Origin of the sequence: Maribacter cobaltidurans, from assembly GCF_002269385.1 — a bacterium.
GTDB lineage: Bacteria > Bacteroidota > Bacteroidia > Flavobacteriales > Flavobacteriaceae > Maribacter > Maribacter cobaltidurans.
Window position 1 is genome coordinate 1,394,597 of the sequence record NZ_CP022957.1, and the last position, 17,243, is coordinate 1,411,839.

Below are 17,243 nucleotides of genomic sequence, written 5' to 3' on the forward strand. Positions count from 1 at the left end.
CCGAACATATACTCGGGAATAATTCAACAATAGGGTGTTCAGGTTTTAAGTTCATACAATCTCCGATTTTTTTGAGGTACTAACTGACCCATATTCGATAAAAATGAATGGTATCCATTGCCTGTGTATCCTTATATTTGCAAAAATTTTTTTGTTGAATACATCCCAAATCCAACAAGCCTTTGGACAGTCTCCCCAACTAGGGAAACTGCAGGAGACTATTTCCCAAATTCAAAATTCAGAAAATAGAGACACTTCTAAAATTGGTCTAAAAGGATTAACGGGTTCCTCTCTATCCTTTATCCTTTCCGAAATTTTCAAAAAACAGGAACGCCCCTTTTTAGCCATCTTTAACGATAAGGAGGAAGCTGCCTATTTTCTTAATGACCTTGAACGAATTATTGGTGAAGACGACGTACTTTTTTATCCCGGAAGCTATAGACGTCCCTATCAAATCGAGGAAACGGACAATGCCAACGTGCTGCTTAGGGCAGAAGTGCTGAACCGAATCAATTCCAGAAAAAAACCGGCAGTTATCATATCCTACCCCGATGCGCTTTTTGAAAAAGTTCTAACAAGAAAGGAACTGGACAAAAACACCTTGAAAATGAATTTGGGAGACACGCTCTCCCTCGATTTCTTGAATGAGGTGTTGTTCGAATATCAGTTCAAACGGGTGGACTTTGTTACCGAACCGGGGGAGTTTTCGGTTCGGGGGGGTATCGTGGATGTGTATTCCTTTTCCAATGACGAACCTTATCGGGTAGAGTTTTTTGGCGATGAAATCGATAGTATCAGAACCTTCGATGTAGAGACCCAACTATCCAATAACAAAGTCAAAAGCATCACCATTGTTCCCAATATGGCGAATAAGTTCCTTGTTGAACAGCGTCAAAGTTTCCTTACCTACGTAGCCTCCAATACATTGGTCTATGCCAAGAATACCGATTTGCTTTTTGGCCGACTCGATGATTTTTTTGAAAAGGCCCTAGAAGCCTTTTCAAAACTGTCCGAAGATATAAAACATGCCAGTCCGGAAGAGCTCTTTATGAGCGGAGGTGCGTTTAAAGAGCATCTGCAGAATTTCACTGTATTGTCCGGGGACATTTCAAAAGGGGACCAAAACGTATTTGAATTCAACACAAAACCACAGCCTTCGTTCAACAAAAAGTTCGATTTGCTTATTGATAACCTCAACAGCTATAGAGAAAAAGGGTATACCAATTATATTCTCTGTGCCAGTGAACAACAGTCCAAAAGATTTCAGGACATATTTGAGGAGGTAAACGAAAAAGTACATTATCAGACCCTAGTTTTTCCCTTGTACCAAGGCTTTGTAGACGATGACTTGAAACTAGTTTGTTATACTGACCATCAGATTTTTGAACGTTACCATAAATTCCATATAAAGAACGGGTACTCCAAAAAGCAATCCATCACCCTGAAAGAGCTTAATAAGCTGGAAATTGGGGATTATGTTACGCACATAGATCATGGAATCGGGAAATTCGGTGGGCTACAGAAAATAGACGTAGAGGGTAAAAAACAGGAGGCTATAAAATTGATGTATGGCGAGCGTGATATCCTTTATGTGAGTATTCATTCTCTGCACAAAATATCCAAATTCAACGGCAAGGATGGTGCCGTTCCCAAAATTTATAAACTCGGTTCGGGAGCTTGGAAGAAAATCAAGGACAAGACCAAAAACCGTGTAAAGAAAATTGCTTTTGATCTCATTAAGGTATACGCAAAAAGACGATTGGAAAAAGGTTTCCAATATGCCCCGGACAGTTATTTGCAGAACGAATTGGAAGCTTCATTCATTTATGAGGATACGCCGGACCAAAGTAGTTCGACCGAAGATGTGAAAAAAGACATGGAAAGTGAGCGCCCCATGGACCGATTGATCTGTGGAGACGTTGGCTTTGGAAAAACCGAAGTCGCCATTAGGGCAGCTTTTAAGGCCGTAGATAATGGTAAACAAGTGGCCGTTTTGGTTCCTACCACTATTTTGGCCTTTCAACACCACCGTACTTTTTCGGAACGATTGAAGGATATGCCGGTAACCGTAGATTATCTTAACCGTTTTAGGACGGCCAAAGAAAAACGCGAAACCTTGGAGAATTTGGCCAATGGCAAAGTGGATATAATTATTGGCACCCATCAATTGGTGAACAAAAATGTAAAGTTTAAGGACTTAGGTCTGTTAATTGTAGACGAGGAGCAAAAGTTCGGGGTATCGGTAAAGGATAAACTCAAATCCATAAAAGAAAATGTAGACGTACTAACCTTGACCGCTACCCCAATTCCAAGAACATTACAATTCAGTTTAATGGCAGCCAGGGATTTATCGGTCATCAATACGGCACCCCCAAACAGGTACCCGATTGAAAGTCAGGTGATTCGATTTAACGAAGATACCATTCGGGACGCGGTAAGCTATGAAATAGAACGAGGAGGACAGATTTTTTTCATCCATAACAGAATAGAGAACATTAAGGAGGTTGCCGGTATGATTCAACGTTTGGTTCCCGATGCCAAAGTTGGAATTGGGCACGGCCAAATGGATGGGAAAAAACTGGAAACTTTAATGTTAGGTTTTATGAACGGTGAATTTGATGTATTGGTCTCCACGACTATCGTTGAAAGCGGCCTGGACGTAACCAATGCCAATACCATTTTCATCAACAACGCAAACAACTTTGGTTTAAGTGACCTTCATCAAATGAGGGGACGCGTGGGGCGTGGCAACAAAAAGGCTTTCTGTTATTTTATCACTCCACCCTATGAAGTAATGACTACGGACGCCAGAAAACGTATCGAGGCTTTGGAACAGTTTACGGAACTCGGTAGTGGATTCAATATCGCCATGAAAGATCTGGAAATACGTGGCGCCGGAGATCTTTTGGGTGGCGAGCAAAGTGGCTTCATCAACGAAATAGGTTTTGAAACCTATCAAAAAATATTGGCGGAAGCCATTGAGGAACTTAAGGAAAATGAATTCAAGGAACTATATGATGAAGTAGAAGGTCCGCATGAAAAGATTTATGTAAAGGAAACGCAAATCGATTCCGATTTTGAACTGTTGTTCCCAGATGATTACATCAATAACATCACGGAACGATTGACTTTGTATACGGACTTAAATAAAGTCGAGAATGAAGAGGGACTCCAAAACTTTGAGAAACAGCTTATTGACCGTTTCGGGGAACTACCATCCCAAGCCGAAGACTTATTAAATTCGGTACGGATCAAGTGGATAGCCAATAGTATTGGGCTGGAAAAAATTGTAATGAAAAAAGGGAAAATGATTGGTTATTTTATTAGCGACCAGCAATCAGACTTTTATCAAACGGAGAATTTCACCCGGGTACTACAATACGTACAGTCACACCATCAAAAATGTAAGATCAAGGAAAAACAGACCCGAAACGGGCTTCGCCTATTGTTAACTTTTGATGGTATTACCAGTGTGGACAAGGCGCTACAATCACTATTGCCTTTTGATAGAACACCTAAAAATGAAAACTCTTCAAAATTAGAGGGACAAAAAAGGGATTAATCCAATAATTATTACTTTCAACAGATTTAAAAGACATAATCTAAGAGATGAGGTTATATTAGCCTAACCGTAAACAACAAATAATCGCTTCAAGTTCTTTGAACATGAAATTTGAAATATCTGAAAAACTGGCCATCGCAAAGGTTATCGACACGCTCATCCATGCAGATGGGGTTGTACACAATGGGGAAATCAATGCCTTTGGCAAACTTATGGAACTCCTTGATTTTGATGCCAACTTTTTGATCCAGGCACGTATGCTGGAGATGGAACAAAGTATTGCCATGGTCAAGAATTTCTCCCATCAGAAAAAAGAATTACTGGAAAACCTTATGGAAGAGGTAGCAAAATCCGATGGTTTCGTACATCAAAAGGAAATTGAAATGATGGAAAATGTACTTTCATCCATCAGGCTAGAAATAAAATCTTCAAAGGTCTAAGTCCTCATAATTCCACTTAGTTTTTACAATTTATAACCTTAACTTGTAGCTCATTGATTTTTTATTTAAACATATAAAATTGCATGAGCGATAAAATAGGACTTAAGGAAGCCATGTCTATTGGTATTGGCGGAATGGTGGGTGGTGGTATATTTGCAGTACTTGGTCTTGCCGTATCATTGGCCCAGGGCGGAACCCCCATAGCTTTTCTAATTGCGGGTAGTTTGGCATTACTGACTTCATACAGTTACACTAAGTTGTCCTTGGTCTATCCAGATAGAGGGGGTACGGTTAAATTTATCAATGAGGGATTGGGAAAAAATGTCTTTAGCGGCGGTTTGAACAACCTACTTTGGATCAGTTATATCATAATGTTGGCCCTTTACTCCTCGGCATTTGGATCTTACGCCCCAAATCTTTTTTCTATAACGGGTGAAACAAGCTTGGACTCCCATATATATTCCAGTGCCATCATACTTATTGCAACGGGCATCAATTACTACAGTATAAAGATAGTTGGCAGAATCGAGTCTTACGCGGTAATAATTAAGTTAATTATCCTATTGGGCTTTATAGGGGTAGGAATATATGGTTCAATAGGAAACCCAAATTTGGAGCAGTTCAATCTGGAACATTGGAAGGGCCCAGTACAGCTTTTGACCGGTGGTATGGTCATATTTGTGGCTTATGAAGGTTTTGAATTGATAGCTAACTCAGCTTCGGATATTGTAAATCCGAAAAAAAACATTCCAAGGGCATATTACTGGTCCGTACTATTCGTTATTCTGTTATATATAATCATAGCTTCCGTCACTATCGGTACACTACCATTTAAGGAGATTGCGAAGGCAGAAGACTATGTGCTTGCCGAGGCGGCAAAACCAATGCTTGGACAGATTGGTTTTACTATTATGACCATAGCGGCATTAATTTCAACATTCTCGGCAATAAATGCGTCGCTGTACGGGGGAAGCCGGGTAAGCTATGAAATTGCTGAAGATGATGAACTTCCACACGAACTAACCAGTCAATTTTGGAACCAGCCAGTAGGTTTGGTCATAACCGCAGTTCTTACCTTGGTTCTGGTCAATACTTTGAAATTGGAGAGTATTTCCACTTCAGGAAGTGTAGGGTTTCTATTGATATTTGCACTGGTAAATTATAGTGCCTTTAAACTTTCCCCAAAAATAAAGGCAAAAAAAGGCATACCATTATTAGGTTTCATTTTATGCCTGATCGCTTCCTTGGTGCTCATAATACAACAATATTCCGATAATAAACTTGGGGTAATCGTTTCAATTTCAATTATCTTTAGCTGCTTCCTTATGGAGTTTATCTATAAAAAATCGAAAAAATAGTCATGAATATTTTGTTAAGACAGCTTCAGAAACCCATTACCCTAGGTTTAGGCCTTGCACTCATACTTTCCGTATCCTGCAAGAAGGATATAAAAACCTTGGAAAAGGAAACCTCGGAAATTTCCGTGGTCACGGAATCCACAAAAAGTAGGATTGATTCCACATTAAAATCCTTTATTGATTCAGGTAATATCGCAGGTGTTTCGGCACTCATATATGAACAAGGACAGGAGGTGTATTACAATGCTTTTGGGTATGCGGACAAGGAATCTAAAAAACCAATGGAGCGCAATACCATTGTGCAGATATATTCCATGACCAAGCCCGTCACGGGCACGGCACTAATGACCTTATATGAAGAAGGAAAATTTGATTTGGATGATCCCATTTCCAAGTTCATCCCGGAATTTGCGGATATGCAGGTATACACCGGAGTAGATGCCAATGGAAATGTGACCACCGAACCCTTGGATAGACCAATAACCATTAGGGATGTTACCAGACATACCGCAGGCTTTCCCAATAGACCGGATATACCAGGGCTGAGTGAGCTGTTGGCCGATGCCGATGCCATGAACAGGGAAAATACCTTGACACAAATGGCCGAAAAAATGAGTAAAGTGCCGTTATGGTTTCAACCCGGAACGCAATGGGAATATGGACCCAGTGTTGATGTACAGGCCCTATTGGTAGAGAGGATTTCTGGAATTCCCTATGAAGAATATGTAAGGAAGAATGTATTGGATCCCTTGGGAATGGAAACAACGCGTTACTACATACCTGAAGAAGACAGGGACAGGTTTGCAAAACTATATAGAAGAACAGGTGAAGGACAACTGGTTAAGGATTCTGTAACTTATAGCAATTATACGGAACACTGGCCGCTGACCCGTGGAGGTTCTGGATTGACCTCGACCTTGGACGATTATATGAAATTCGCCCAAATGCTCGTCCATGAAGGACGTTTGGATTCCGTTGAAATACTAAAACCGGAAACCGTAAAATTAATGGCCACGAACCAATTGCCGGACAGTATTACCGAAAGGTCTTGGCTACCGAGCAAAGGCCGTGTAGGCTTTGGAATCGACTTTGCCGTTAGGGTAGCACCTCCTGAAAATGCCGAAGAAAATAACGGCGTGGTGGGCGAGTTCTTTTGGGACGGAGCGGCGAGTACGTTGTTCTGGGTGGACCCCGTCAATGAATTGACCGCCGTAATGTTCGTTCAACTCTTTCCTTATGACCAAATAGGCCTACATAAAAATTTTAGGGACGCCGTTTATGGCCCTCTAAAGACTGAAAATTAAAATAATTTAAAAATAAACCATGAGGTTATTACAGATTTTTATTGCATTATTTTTTACCCTTGGAACCCAATCACAACATACGGTTTCAGGGAATTTCTCTCCTGCCAACTCTTTTAGATACCTCATGGTGTACCATTTGGAAACCAATGGTATACAATATGTAACGGATACCGGTGTAAAGGATGGTCAGTTTTCATTTACCTTACCAAATTCAGTTTCACCGGGCATATATAGATTGGTCTATGCCGTTCCTCAGGATAAATATTTTATTGATATAATTTACAATTGCGAAGAAGATATTGTCTTTAATTTCGATTTGGATTCGGGCCTGCAAATTGTGAGTTCTGAGGAAAATACGCTTTATAGGGATTATTTTTCAAAGATAGACAGCGCAAAGGACAGATTGATGGATTTTTACAGCAAGGAAAAATCCAACGAACAGGAATACATGAGTTTGGTCAATAACCTTAAGAATATACAGGAAGAATATGAGGCAAAATCAGAAGAAACCATAGCTCACCACTTCATAAGCGCCAACGCTTACTACCTACCAAAGAAATATATACCACTTGAAGAATATTTGATTGAAAAGAAGAAGCATTATTTTGACCATATCGATTTTAGAAGTCCTACCCTACAGGCCTCGGAATTCTTTGCGGATAAAATATTGAACTACATGTTCTGGGCAGTTCCTTCGGGGATTACCGACAATAATGAACTTATTAAGGAAATCAATAAAAATGTAGACTTTTTGGCCACCAAATTGGAAGTGGTACCGAAGGCATTGCAGGTTAACTTATGGAACAAGGCATGGCAAAAAGCCAATGAAAATAAGGTTTATGATGTAGCGGACCATATAATGGATACCTATTTGAGGAAATTGGCCCTAGAAACCGGAAATGAAAATCTTATCACGAGCATTGAGACACAAACAAGGTTAAGATTAGGTGCCGTATCCCCAGAAATTACCTGGGAAGAAAATGGAGTAAAAAAATCCTTATCCGAACTTTCCGGTGCTTCAAAATATCTCGTTATTTTCTGGAGTAGTACTTGTCCCCATTGCTTAAATGAGTTACCCGAAGTTCATGAAGCACTTAAAAGCATGAAAGATATACAGGTCCTTGCCGTCGGACTTGAGGACAGTGCTGAAAATTGGGAAAACACAATTCCCAAGTTAGCTGATTTTCATCATGCCTTGGCACTTGGTAAATGGGAAAGTCCTTATATCAAAACTTTTGCCATACAACAGACACCAACATACTTTATTTTGGATAAGGAAAAACGCTTTCTGGACAGACCGGAAAGTGCCCAGGCGGTTATCGAATATTTAAAGTAATAAAGTTACAGCCTTATCGTTTAATACTCGTAACTAGTCAACAACTCCTCATTTGTATCTATATTGAATATTAGAAAATCCAATACAATTTTTGGGTACTATTGTTTTATTTATGCCCTAAGCTTATTCATTTTGTCTTCTTGTACAGAAGTTGAAAGCGATATTCTTCAGATCCAAGATGAAATATTAAAAGACAGCATTTTTGAAGTAGCTGAAGTAGATTCATTATTAGTGGGAGAATGGATCAACATCTCAACACCGTCTGGTATTAGAATAGAAAAGGATGGTACCCTAAGATACTTGAAGATTGATCAAATTAATGGGGAAACAGAAATTGATAAGAGGTTTACTGATAAAATAATGGCAAAAAATGGAAGTTTCTCCCATGTTGAAAACACCAATTGCTTTAAGAATATTTTTAATGATTCTATTTATTCAATTAGCAACGATACTTTAAGTATACCACTAGATAACGGATTGAACGGAGGTTTAAGGAGTTTTGTTCGAAACGATTCAATTGTTTTGAAAATGAAAAAACGGCCCCAATCATTTATGAAAGCATCTATTAAAATTAATAATCATATTGGTGAGACTGATGTGGATTTTGATGCCTCAGATCAATACGAGAATATTAATGGATATTTTGTAAACAAATCAACCATATTCATTAGTGCAAATGATAACCTATCATATAATTGTAGGTTAAGCAACTCTGAATACAGTGAGGTTAACTTTATAATTGATCAACAGATTGATTCTTTGGGGACCTATCCAATAAATTGGGCATATTTAAGAGTATCCTTCTATGATGCTGAGTTTGGTAACGCCTATTATTTATCGTACGATGCGGACAATTTTATTGCCGGCAATGTTACAATAACAAAGATTGAATACTTTGAAAACCAGATGTTGCTTGAAGGCAACTTCGAGCTTAATTTTGAATCTACATTTCAAGAAGTTACTTATCCTAAAAAGCTCAATAATGGTAGTTTTAAGATTTATATCCGAAACTACATGCCTGATGACTCCCCCTGAAATTTAGAGAATTTCGTTATTAATTAAAGAGTCTTTAAATCCTTTATAGTCTTGAAAGCTATATCTACCTGTTCATCATTTACTAGTATGGTAAATTCATTGGTTGTGGAAATGACCTCATAGAGAATAATTCCCTCCCAGGCCAACCGTTGGAAAATAAAATAGTAGATACCGGGTACCGAAACATTCTCAGCGGGTAACTTTACTGTGATAGAGGAAAGATTATCTGCCTTCTGGGTACACTTTTCATCCTTGAACAACTTTTGGACCGTATCATCCATGATACTACTGATTACTATATTTATCTCGTTCACACCCCTACTGGAGGTATAAAAAACATCCTGATTCTCATTGATTTCCTCAAGTAACTTGGCTTGATGTACCAAAATTTTATCCGAAGCTAAAAAAGTATAATCCGTAAGGGAAGACCTAACGGTAATTTCTCCGATATTCTTCAAAACTTTAAGGATTTTGTGCGTAGCCCGAAACTCGAGATCATCGGATAATCGTTTCAATGCCATAACAATGGCACCATTTCGTATGTCCTTCCCGAGTTCCGCTTCAATTTCGGGTTTAACAATTCTGGAAAGCGACGTAAGGTTGATAATTCCTTGGGCCAAGGCACTTTGCAAAAAGGGCTTCTTCTTAATGTAGTGCTCTACAACGGATGATATTGTTTTCATAGGTCTTGATTGATATGCAAATATAACAACTTGTTATAAATAAAACAAAATGTTTTTAAATATTATTCTACAGATTTAATAGGATACTCAAAAATGGTAAAAGGCATCCTCCAAATGCTCTATTTCCAAATTTCCACCTACTTTTAATATGGTAATAATATCGAAACGTATATCCACATCCAACCCTGACGAAGTAACGTATTGGTCGGCAGTCATAACCAACAGCTTTATTTTTTTTGGCGTTATTGTCTCCGCAATATTTTCAATGAATCTTGAACTCCTAGAACGTACTTCAACAATAGCAAGAACACCGTCCTTTTTTGCTACGATATCGATTTCGCCCTTTTGATATCTGTAATTTTGATAACAGATTTCGTATCCTTTTTTAAGAAGATAATTTTTGGCTATTTCCTCGCCTTCCTTTCCAAATTCATTATGCCTTCCCATAATATTTTGTAAATAAGTGCATTTCGTCGAAAAAATACGCTTTTTAGCGTTTTTAAAAACAGAAGAGTTTAAATTCGGCTGTCGGTCAACGAAAATATACGGATAAATATACTATCCTAAATTTCGTTTCGTTAAATAGAAGCCCCAACTCTATAGAACGTAACATTACTAACGCCCTACAACAAGACTATGGAATATTTCATTAATTGTAATACTTCTACGCTTGCTCCGTACACCGTACCATTAGATCAGACAAGAGCTTTACACCTTTACAGAAGATTAGGATTCAGTGCTTCAGTTGATACTATAAACCAAGCTGTTGGCCAAAACGCCGGAACCTTGGTGGACAACTTAGTGGACCAAGCCCTAAATATGGCTCCAATGCCCGCACCTACCTGGGCAGATTGGAACAATTCCAATTACCCTGCTGATGATGATGCAAGAAGACAACTGGTCAACCAACAAAGGTCAGAATTTGCCCTAGGTTACACTAATGGACTATTGAACAATAACTTAAGGGATCGTTTAAGTTTTTTCTGGAGTAACCATTTTGTAACAGAGTTGGATGTTTATGAATGTAACTCCTTCCTGTACCATTATATTAATTGTCTACAACGAAATTCAATTGGCAACTTCCGTACCTTTGTAAGTGAAATAGGTCTTACGAGTGCCATGCTCTATTATTTGGATGGTGTCTATAACAACGGGAACAATCCTAACGAAAATTATGCCCGTGAACTCTATGAGCTTTTTACCCTTGGTGAAGGAAATGGATATACGGAACAGGATATTATAGAAACAGCCAGGGCTTTAAGCGGTTATGTTGAACGAGGAGAGGAAGGGTGTACCCAAGTTACCTTTGATGCTACAAAACATGATACCGGCACCAAAACCATTTTAGGACAAACAGGTGCGTGGGGCTATGGTGATGTCATCAATATTCTGTTTCAGCAAAGGCCAAACGAAATTGCAGAATTCATCTGCCGTAAACTCTACGAATTTTTTGTACATCCAGATTCCCAGGACGATGCAAACAACGCCCAAGTCATTATTAATGGAATGGCATCGACCTTTATTTCCAGCAATTTTGAACTGGCCCCTGTGTTAAGGCAACTTTTTAAGAGCCAGCACTTTTTTGACGATGAGGCTATTGGCGTAATCATTAAAAGTCCGTTCGATTTCTACCTGAACACCCTTAAAGAAACAAGTTTTGCCTACGATGATTCCGTCCTGAGTTCCATGTTAAATTATAGTGGACTTTTAGGACAAGAACTGTTCGACCCTTTTGATGTTGCAGGCTGGCAAAGGGATAGAAGTTGGATCAACACCAATTTTATCATAGGTAGATGGCTCACCATTGAAAGTTTGCTAGAGGCATTTTACCAACAAGACAATGAACAATTCAGGTCGTTAGGCCTATCCATAACAGGAACTACGGGTTTGACCAGTGCCAACCCAGATAACGTAGCTAGACTCATAATAGATTTTATCCTCCCCAAGGGATTACTAGATGAAGGAGAATATGCCAAAGCATTCGCCATTTTCAGAAGTGATGTGGAGGATGTATACTACGAAGGTGGTAACCAAGAGTCTTGGACCTTGGCCACCTGGCCACAAGCCCCATATCAAGTGTATCTATTGATGCAATACCTAGCTAGACAACCTGAATATCAATTAAAATAACATACCTACTACTATGTGCCATACACACCACTCACCCCATAAAGGACTAGAACACGATGGTCATGACAATGAACATCAAATTTGGAGCCGTCGTTCCTTTCTCCAAGCTTTAGGAATCGCCGGTTCCGGTTCTATGTTATTGGGAGCCAATATGCTAACAGCTTCTTCTCCCTCTCCGTTGACCGCAGGAATTGCAGCTGCCGAAACGGACAACATCCTAATACTTATAAGACTTTCCGGAGGAAATGACGGGCTAAGCACCGTAATTCCAATTGAACAATATGACAGCTATGCCAATGCAAGGCCCAATATCTATATCCCGGAAAGTAAGGTATTAAAGCTTACGGATGAATTTGGTGTTCCATCTTATATGGGCGCTTTGGAGCCCATGTGGGGCAATGGCCAGTTTAAGGCCGTTCACGGTGTAGGATACGAGAACCAAAGCCTTTCCCATTTTACGGGATCGGACATCTATGCCAACACGGATTTGACCACAACCGGATTCAGTGGTCTTAATACAGGATGGATGGGAAGACATTTTGAAAACATTTATCCTGATTATTTAATCAATCCACCGGCTGCACCGGCTGCCATTCAGATTGGGCAGTTTGGTAATTTGGTGTTCCAGGGCGAAGAGACCAACTATGCTTTTGTCACTTCTAACGTGGACCAACTTGAAGAAATTGCAGAATCTGGTGTAGTATATGGATTGGACGATGCCTTGTTCAATGGCTGTATGTATGGAGACCAATTGAAGTTTTTAAGAGGTGTCGCCAATACGACATACGAATATTCGGGCCTAATTCATGAGGCTTATGAACGAGGTCAAAACCAAGTAGAATATCAACAGAACGGTTTTGCGCGTCAAATGGCCTTATTGGCCAGATTGATCAAAGGTAATTTAGGTACCAAGGTCTACATGGTATCCATGGGTGGTTTTGATACGCATGGAAATCAACCATTGGCACATGAAAGATTAATGACCAATCTTTCCGTAGCAGTTAATAATTTCTATGAGGACTTAGGCTATACCCAGCAAGACGATAAAGTCTTAAGTATGACTTTTTCTGAATTTGGCCGTAGAATATTTGAGAACGGGTCTAATGGTACGGACCACGGTAAGGCTGCTCCTACCCTTTTCTTTGGTTCTGGGCTAAATGGTAGTGCCTTCGTAGGTGACCATCCAACCTTGGAAAATCCGGATGGACGTGGAAATTTGGAGTATACCATGGATTTTAGGGACCTGTATGCCACGGTTTTGGCAGAATGGTTATGTGTGGACATTCCCTTGGTGGAACAACATCTTTTGGACCACCCCTATAACCCGGTTAATTTAGGGTTCAACTGTAGTGGTACTGATTTCCCGGATATCGTTTACAGCGATGGACCTGTAACACCACCTACTCCACCTGGCGAGGAAGGCACGGACCCTGTAAATCCGGATTTATTGAACGCCATTGTTCATAAACCCTTTTATCCTACGGATAGTACACCCCATATTTACTTAGAAATGCCCTTCTCGGCACAGGTAGATATTCAGCTTTACAATATTCTTGGGCAACATGTAGGCACCGTCTTCAACGAAATGATGCTAGAAGGTTCCACCGAAATCAATATACGAGAGCGCGTGCCCAAGCACCTATCAACCGGTAAGTACATATACAGAATAAGTGTACAGAACCAAAAAATGAGCAAATCGGTTATGGTAGCTTAAACGATTTCCCCACTATGTAACTTGACCTTCGGTCGTACTATGGTACACCGAGGGTTTTTGTTTTTAATAAAAACGGCCCAACACAGCTTTAAAAATGGTTATTTTTGTCGTTTTAATTTATTTTGATGTCGACAACTACAGCACCTAAGAGATATACAATTACCGCTGCCCTGCCCTATACCAATGGACCCATTCATATTGGTCATTTGGCCGGGGTCTATGTACCTGCGGATATTTATGCCCGTTATTTACGCCTAACCGGAAAAGATGTTGCCTTTGTTTGCGGCAGCGACGAGCATGGTGTGGCCATTTCCATGAAGGCCAAGAAAGAAGGGGTTACACCCAAGGATGTTATCGACAAGTATCACGCTATCATAAAACAGTCCTTTGCCGATTTTGGAATTACGTTTGACAATTATTCCAGGACCTCGGCACCTGTTCATCATAAAACGGCATCGGATTTCTTTAAAAAATTGTATGAGCAAGGAGATTTCATTGAGGAGACAACAGCACAACTCTACGATGAGGAGGCGAAACAGTTCCTGGCAGACCGTTTTGTCATAGGTACCTGTCCTAAATGCGGTAACGAAGAAGCTTATGGGGATCAATGTGAAAATTGCGGATCTTCATTGAACGCAACCGATTTGATCAATCCAAAATCGACCATAACGGGTTCTGTTCCTACTACAAAGGAAACCACCCATTGGTTTTTGCCCTTGGACCGTTATGAGGATTTTTTAAGGGATTGGATACTAAAAGGACACAAGGACGACTGGAAACCCAACGTCTATGGACAATGTAAATCTTGGATCGATGGTGGTCTGGAACCCCGTGCGGTTACTCGGGACCTGGACTGGGGTATCCCCGTACCGGTAAAAGGTGGAGAAGGCAAAGTTTTGTACGTCTGGTTTGATGCCCCTATCGGATATATTTCCTCAACAAAGGAATGGGCAGAACGCGAAAACAAGAACTGGGAGCACTATTGGAAGGATAAGGATACCAAATTGGTACATTTTATCGGAAAGGACAACATTGTGTTCCACTGTATTATCTTTCCTTCCATCCTAAAAGCGCATGGAGGTTATATTCTACCCGAAAATGTTCCTGCCAATGAATTCCTGAATTTAGAAGGAAACAAGCTTTCCACATCCAAAAACTGGGCGGTTTGGCTGCACGAATATTTGGAGGATTTTCCCGATATGCAGGATGTGCTTAGGTACACATTGACCGCGAATGCCCCGGAAACCAAGGATAATGATTTTACCTGGAAAGATTTCCAGGCAAGGAACAACAACGAATTGGTTGCCATTTTTGGAAATTTCATTAACCGCGTAGTGGTATTGACCAACAAATACTATGATGGCGTCACCCCAAGTCCAAGTGATTTTACATCAGTGGATTCCGAGACTTTGGACGAACTGAAAAAATATCCCGAAATCATCTCCTGTTCCTTGGAACGCTACCGCTTTAGGGAGGCAGGCCAAGAGTTGATGAATCTTGCCCGTTTAGGCAATAAATATTTGGCCGATGAAGAACCTTGGAAAGTCATCAAGGAAGACGAAGAGCGTGTAAAAACGATTATGTTCGTCGCCCTGCAAATTGCTTCTGGATTAGCAGTTCTTAGTGAGCCCTTTTTACCTTTTACATCGGATAAGTTAAAAAGCATACTAGGGGTCCGGTCGAGCACAGTCGAGACCTCTTGGAATGAGGTATCTTCCAAAGATATCCTGTTACCACCCGGACACAAAATAGGCCAATCGGAACTTTTGTTTCGAAAAATAGAAGACTCTGAAATACAAGCGCAACTGGACAAGCTGGAAGCCACTAAAAAAGCAAACCAACAAGAAAACAAAGCACTTATGCCTCAAAAAGATACGATTACCTTTGACGATTTCTCCAAATTGGATATGCGAGTAGGCACCATCGTGGAAGCCGAAAAAATGCCAAAAGCCAAAAAGCTATTGGTCCTAAAAGTGGACACGGGATTAGATGTTCGCACCATAGTTTCTGGTATTGCCGAAAGTTTTACCCCAGAGGAAATCGTTGGTAAGAAAGTGACCGTTCTGGTCAATCTAGCCCCTAGGGCCCTTCGCGGTGTGGAAAGCGAGGGCATGATTTTAATGACGGAAAACAAGGAAGGTAAATTAGTATTTGTAAATCCTGATGGAGGTGGCGTTGGGAATGGGGCAACGATAAGTTAATATATCTATGAAATTATTTACCATCAATATCTTACTCTTCCTTTTAAGTACTTTTATATATGGCCAAGAGCAAGTATTAAGCATAAAGGATGTTTTTAAAAACCGAATAATCAAGCCAGACGACGCTATCCCTCTAGTAGACCGGGAGAATGGTAATATGGTTCTTTTAATTTTCGATGGCAAGAATATTCAATCCTATTGGTTAAATTCAGATTTTGAAATCATTAAAGCTATAAATGTTAAAGAGAGGGATAGAAAATATCCAGAAATAATGGGTTATGTTTTCGAAGGAAAGAATTATGATATACTCTTGGCCAATAAAAAAAGAACACGTTTTGCTGTAGCAAGCTTTGACTTTGATACAAGTGGAGTTGAATACAAAGAACTTGATACTGAATTGGGTAAGGAAAAGTTCCTTCAAACATCCAATTTTGAAAACAACTTTTGCTTTCTTTCTATATCGCACAAAAGTTCTATTATCAATGCTTATAAATTTGACAACCAGCGAAAGAATTTTATAAAAATTCCTTTAGACCTATCGTCCTTCCAATCGATGGATTTCAGGGGAAACACTTCGTCCTTTTTTAAACTACTTACAGAAAATGTAGGCTTTTATGGTTTGGAAAAGAACGTGGATCTTGTAAAGTTCGAGACAGAGAACCCACATTCCGTAGAAATGGCTTCAACCCTTACTAAATATTTTGACTATGAAGATGGTACCGTTACGTTCACTTTTGATGAAAATTATGACTTTACACAAATACTAAACCTAAATCTAAAAGAATATACTTCTGAATTTAGGATAATCCCAAAACCATATTCAGAATCAAAAAATAAAAGGACAAATAGCTTTATAAAAGGTGACACAATTGCTATGGTAGGTGTTATAAAGGACCAACTAAAGCTTCAATTTAAAAAAATAAATACTGGGGAGACCATTCGTGAATATACGTTCAATTCTGGAGAATCTGTTAGTTTCTCCAATACCGACATTATTCAAACAGGTGGCACTTTCAACAATAATAGGTCTTTAGACCGGATTGATCAACTTATCAGAAAAGTTAGGAAAGATAATGTAGGTATTTCTCTTTACAGAAACAAAAATAGTAGCGAGCAAGTCGTTTCTTTTGGTGGAATACAAGAAAAAAATAATAGTGGTTTTGCGTATATGCCTATGGGGGGAATACCTGTTGCCACTATAGGTGCGGTTACAGTTTTCATAAACCCCGCTTATTTCGCATATGAAAACTATACTACAAAAGCTATTGAAATCAAGGCTTTGGCCGATGCTGATTTTAATCACATGGAAGGAGAAATACCAGAAAATCCATTTGAAAGAATTAAAATCTTTGAAGAACAGAACAAAGTATCTCCTGCTGGCAAAACCATTTTTAGAATTGAAAAAAACTATTTTTTAGGCTACTATGATTATTGGGAACGTGAATATAAAATTCATAAATTTTAAAAAACCCACTAAAAA

At 39.5% G+C, this 17,243-nt stretch carries 12 protein-coding genes; 10 read left to right on the plus strand and 2 right to left on the minus strand.

Annotation, left to right across the window (positions count from 1 at the left end; translation table 11 throughout):
* Positions 1 to 103 precede the first annotated feature (103 nt).
* The 6 genes from mfd to CJ263_RS05955 all read left to right on the plus strand — a co-directional run bounded on the left by mfd (position 104) and on the right by CJ263_RS05955 (position 9,035).
* Entirely contained in the window at positions 104 to 3,562 is a 3,459-nt protein-coding gene (gene mfd, locus CJ263_RS05930; RefSeq protein ID WP_394339922.1) for a transcription-repair coupling factor, read from the plus strand.
* Between the two features lie 104 nt (positions 3,563 to 3,666).
* The gene (locus CJ263_RS05935) at positions 3,667 to 4,002 is read left to right on the plus strand and encodes a TerB family tellurite resistance protein (RefSeq protein WP_094996417.1); all 336 of its coding nucleotides are present in this window, start codon (positions 3,667 to 3,669) and stop codon (positions 4,000 to 4,002) included.
* A gap of 83 nt (positions 4,003 to 4,085) precedes the next feature.
* The gene (locus CJ263_RS05940; RefSeq protein ID WP_094996418.1) at positions 4,086 to 5,360 is read left to right on the plus strand and encodes an APC family permease; all 1,275 of its coding nucleotides are present in this window, start codon (positions 4,086 to 4,088) and stop codon (positions 5,358 to 5,360) included.
* Positions 5,361 to 5,362: 2 nt separating this feature from the next.
* The gene (locus CJ263_RS05945; RefSeq protein ID WP_094996419.1) at positions 5,363 to 6,664 is read left to right on the plus strand and encodes a serine hydrolase domain-containing protein; all 1,302 of its coding nucleotides are present in this window, start codon (positions 5,363 to 5,365) and stop codon (positions 6,662 to 6,664) included.
* Between the two features lie 19 nt (positions 6,665 to 6,683).
* Positions 6,684 to 8,000 (plus strand): TlpA disulfide reductase family protein, encoded by a 1,317-nt coding sequence (locus tag CJ263_RS05950; protein WP_094996420.1) that lies wholly within the window; start codon positions 6,684 to 6,686, stop codon positions 7,998 to 8,000.
* A 132-nt stretch (positions 8,001 to 8,132) separates the two neighbouring features.
* Positions 8,133 to 9,035, plus strand: a complete 903-nt coding sequence (locus tag CJ263_RS05955; protein ID WP_158657093.1) for a hypothetical protein — start codon at positions 8,133 to 8,135, stop codon at positions 9,033 to 9,035.
* A gap of 23 nt (positions 9,036 to 9,058) precedes the next feature.
* On the opposite strand, the gene CJ263_RS05960 is transcribed toward CJ263_RS05955, so the two are convergent.
* Both CJ263_RS05960 and CJ263_RS05965 read right to left on the minus strand, forming a co-directional pair.
* Positions 9,059 to 9,718, minus strand: a complete 660-nt coding sequence (locus CJ263_RS05960; protein ID WP_094996422.1) for an aspartate kinase — start codon at positions 9,716 to 9,718, stop codon at positions 9,059 to 9,061.
* A gap of 87 nt (positions 9,719 to 9,805) precedes the next feature.
* Positions 9,806 to 10,165 carry a YraN family protein gene (locus tag CJ263_RS05965; RefSeq protein WP_094996423.1) on the minus strand — a complete coding sequence of 120 codons (360 nt, stop codon included), beginning with the start codon at positions 10,163 to 10,165 and terminating at the stop codon, positions 9,806 to 9,808.
* A 189-nt stretch (positions 10,166 to 10,354) separates the two neighbouring features.
* On the opposite strand from CJ263_RS05965, the gene CJ263_RS05970 reads away from it, so the two are divergent.
* From CJ263_RS05970 to CJ263_RS05985, 4 genes are all read left to right on the plus strand, one after another.
* The gene (locus CJ263_RS05970; RefSeq protein ID WP_094996424.1) at positions 10,355 to 11,848 is read left to right on the plus strand and encodes a DUF1800 domain-containing protein; all 1,494 of its coding nucleotides are present in this window, start codon (positions 10,355 to 10,357) and stop codon (positions 11,846 to 11,848) included.
* A gap of 13 nt (positions 11,849 to 11,861) precedes the next feature.
* Positions 11,862 to 13,562, plus strand: coding sequence for a DUF1501 domain-containing protein (locus tag CJ263_RS05975; RefSeq protein ID WP_094996425.1), 1,701 nt, complete (start codon positions 11,862 to 11,864; stop codon positions 13,560 to 13,562).
* Positions 13,563 to 13,687: 125 nt separating this feature from the next.
* Positions 13,688 to 15,763, plus strand: coding sequence for a methionine--tRNA ligase (gene metG / locus CJ263_RS05980; RefSeq protein WP_094996426.1), 2,076 nt, complete (start codon positions 13,688 to 13,690; stop codon positions 15,761 to 15,763).
* Between the two features lie 7 nt (positions 15,764 to 15,770).
* Positions 15,771 to 17,228, plus strand: a complete 1,458-nt coding sequence (locus CJ263_RS05985) for a hypothetical protein (protein WP_094996427.1) — start codon at positions 15,771 to 15,773, stop codon at positions 17,226 to 17,228.
* The last annotated feature ends 15 nt before the right edge of the window (positions 17,229 to 17,243 follow it).

Bases quoted from the DNA above. Each gene is read 5' to 3' on its own strand.
- CJ263_RS05960 (WP_094996422.1), bottom strand. From the start codon at position 9,718: ATGAAAACAATATCATCCGTTGTAGAGCACTACATTAAGAAGAAGCCC.
- mfd (WP_394339922.1), top strand. From the start codon at position 104: ATGAATGGTATCCATTGCCTGTGTATCCTTATATTTGCAAAAATTTTT.
- CJ263_RS05940 (WP_094996418.1), top strand. From the start codon at position 4,086: ATGAGCGATAAAATAGGACTTAAGGAAGCCATGTCTATTGGTATTGGC.
- CJ263_RS05970 (WP_094996424.1), top strand. From the start codon at position 10,355: ATGGAATATTTCATTAATTGTAATACTTCTACGCTTGCTCCGTACACC.
- CJ263_RS05975 (WP_094996425.1), top strand. From the start codon at position 11,862: ATGTGCCATACACACCACTCACCCCATAAAGGACTAGAACACGATGGT.
- CJ263_RS05950 (WP_094996420.1), top strand. From the start codon at position 6,684: ATGAGGTTATTACAGATTTTTATTGCATTATTTTTTACCCTTGGAACC.
- CJ263_RS05965 (WP_094996423.1), bottom strand. From the start codon at position 10,165: ATGGGAAGGCATAATGAATTTGGAAAGGAAGGCGAGGAAATAGCCAAA.
- CJ263_RS05945 (WP_094996419.1), top strand. From the start codon at position 5,363: ATGAATATTTTGTTAAGACAGCTTCAGAAACCCATTACCCTAGGTTTA.
- CJ263_RS05935 (WP_094996417.1), top strand. From the start codon at position 3,667: ATGAAATTTGAAATATCTGAAAAACTGGCCATCGCAAAGGTTATCGAC.
- CJ263_RS05985 (WP_094996427.1), top strand. From the start codon at position 15,771: ATGAAATTATTTACCATCAATATCTTACTCTTCCTTTTAAGTACTTTT.
- metG (WP_094996426.1), top strand. From the start codon at position 13,688: ATGTCGACAACTACAGCACCTAAGAGATATACAATTACCGCTGCCCTG.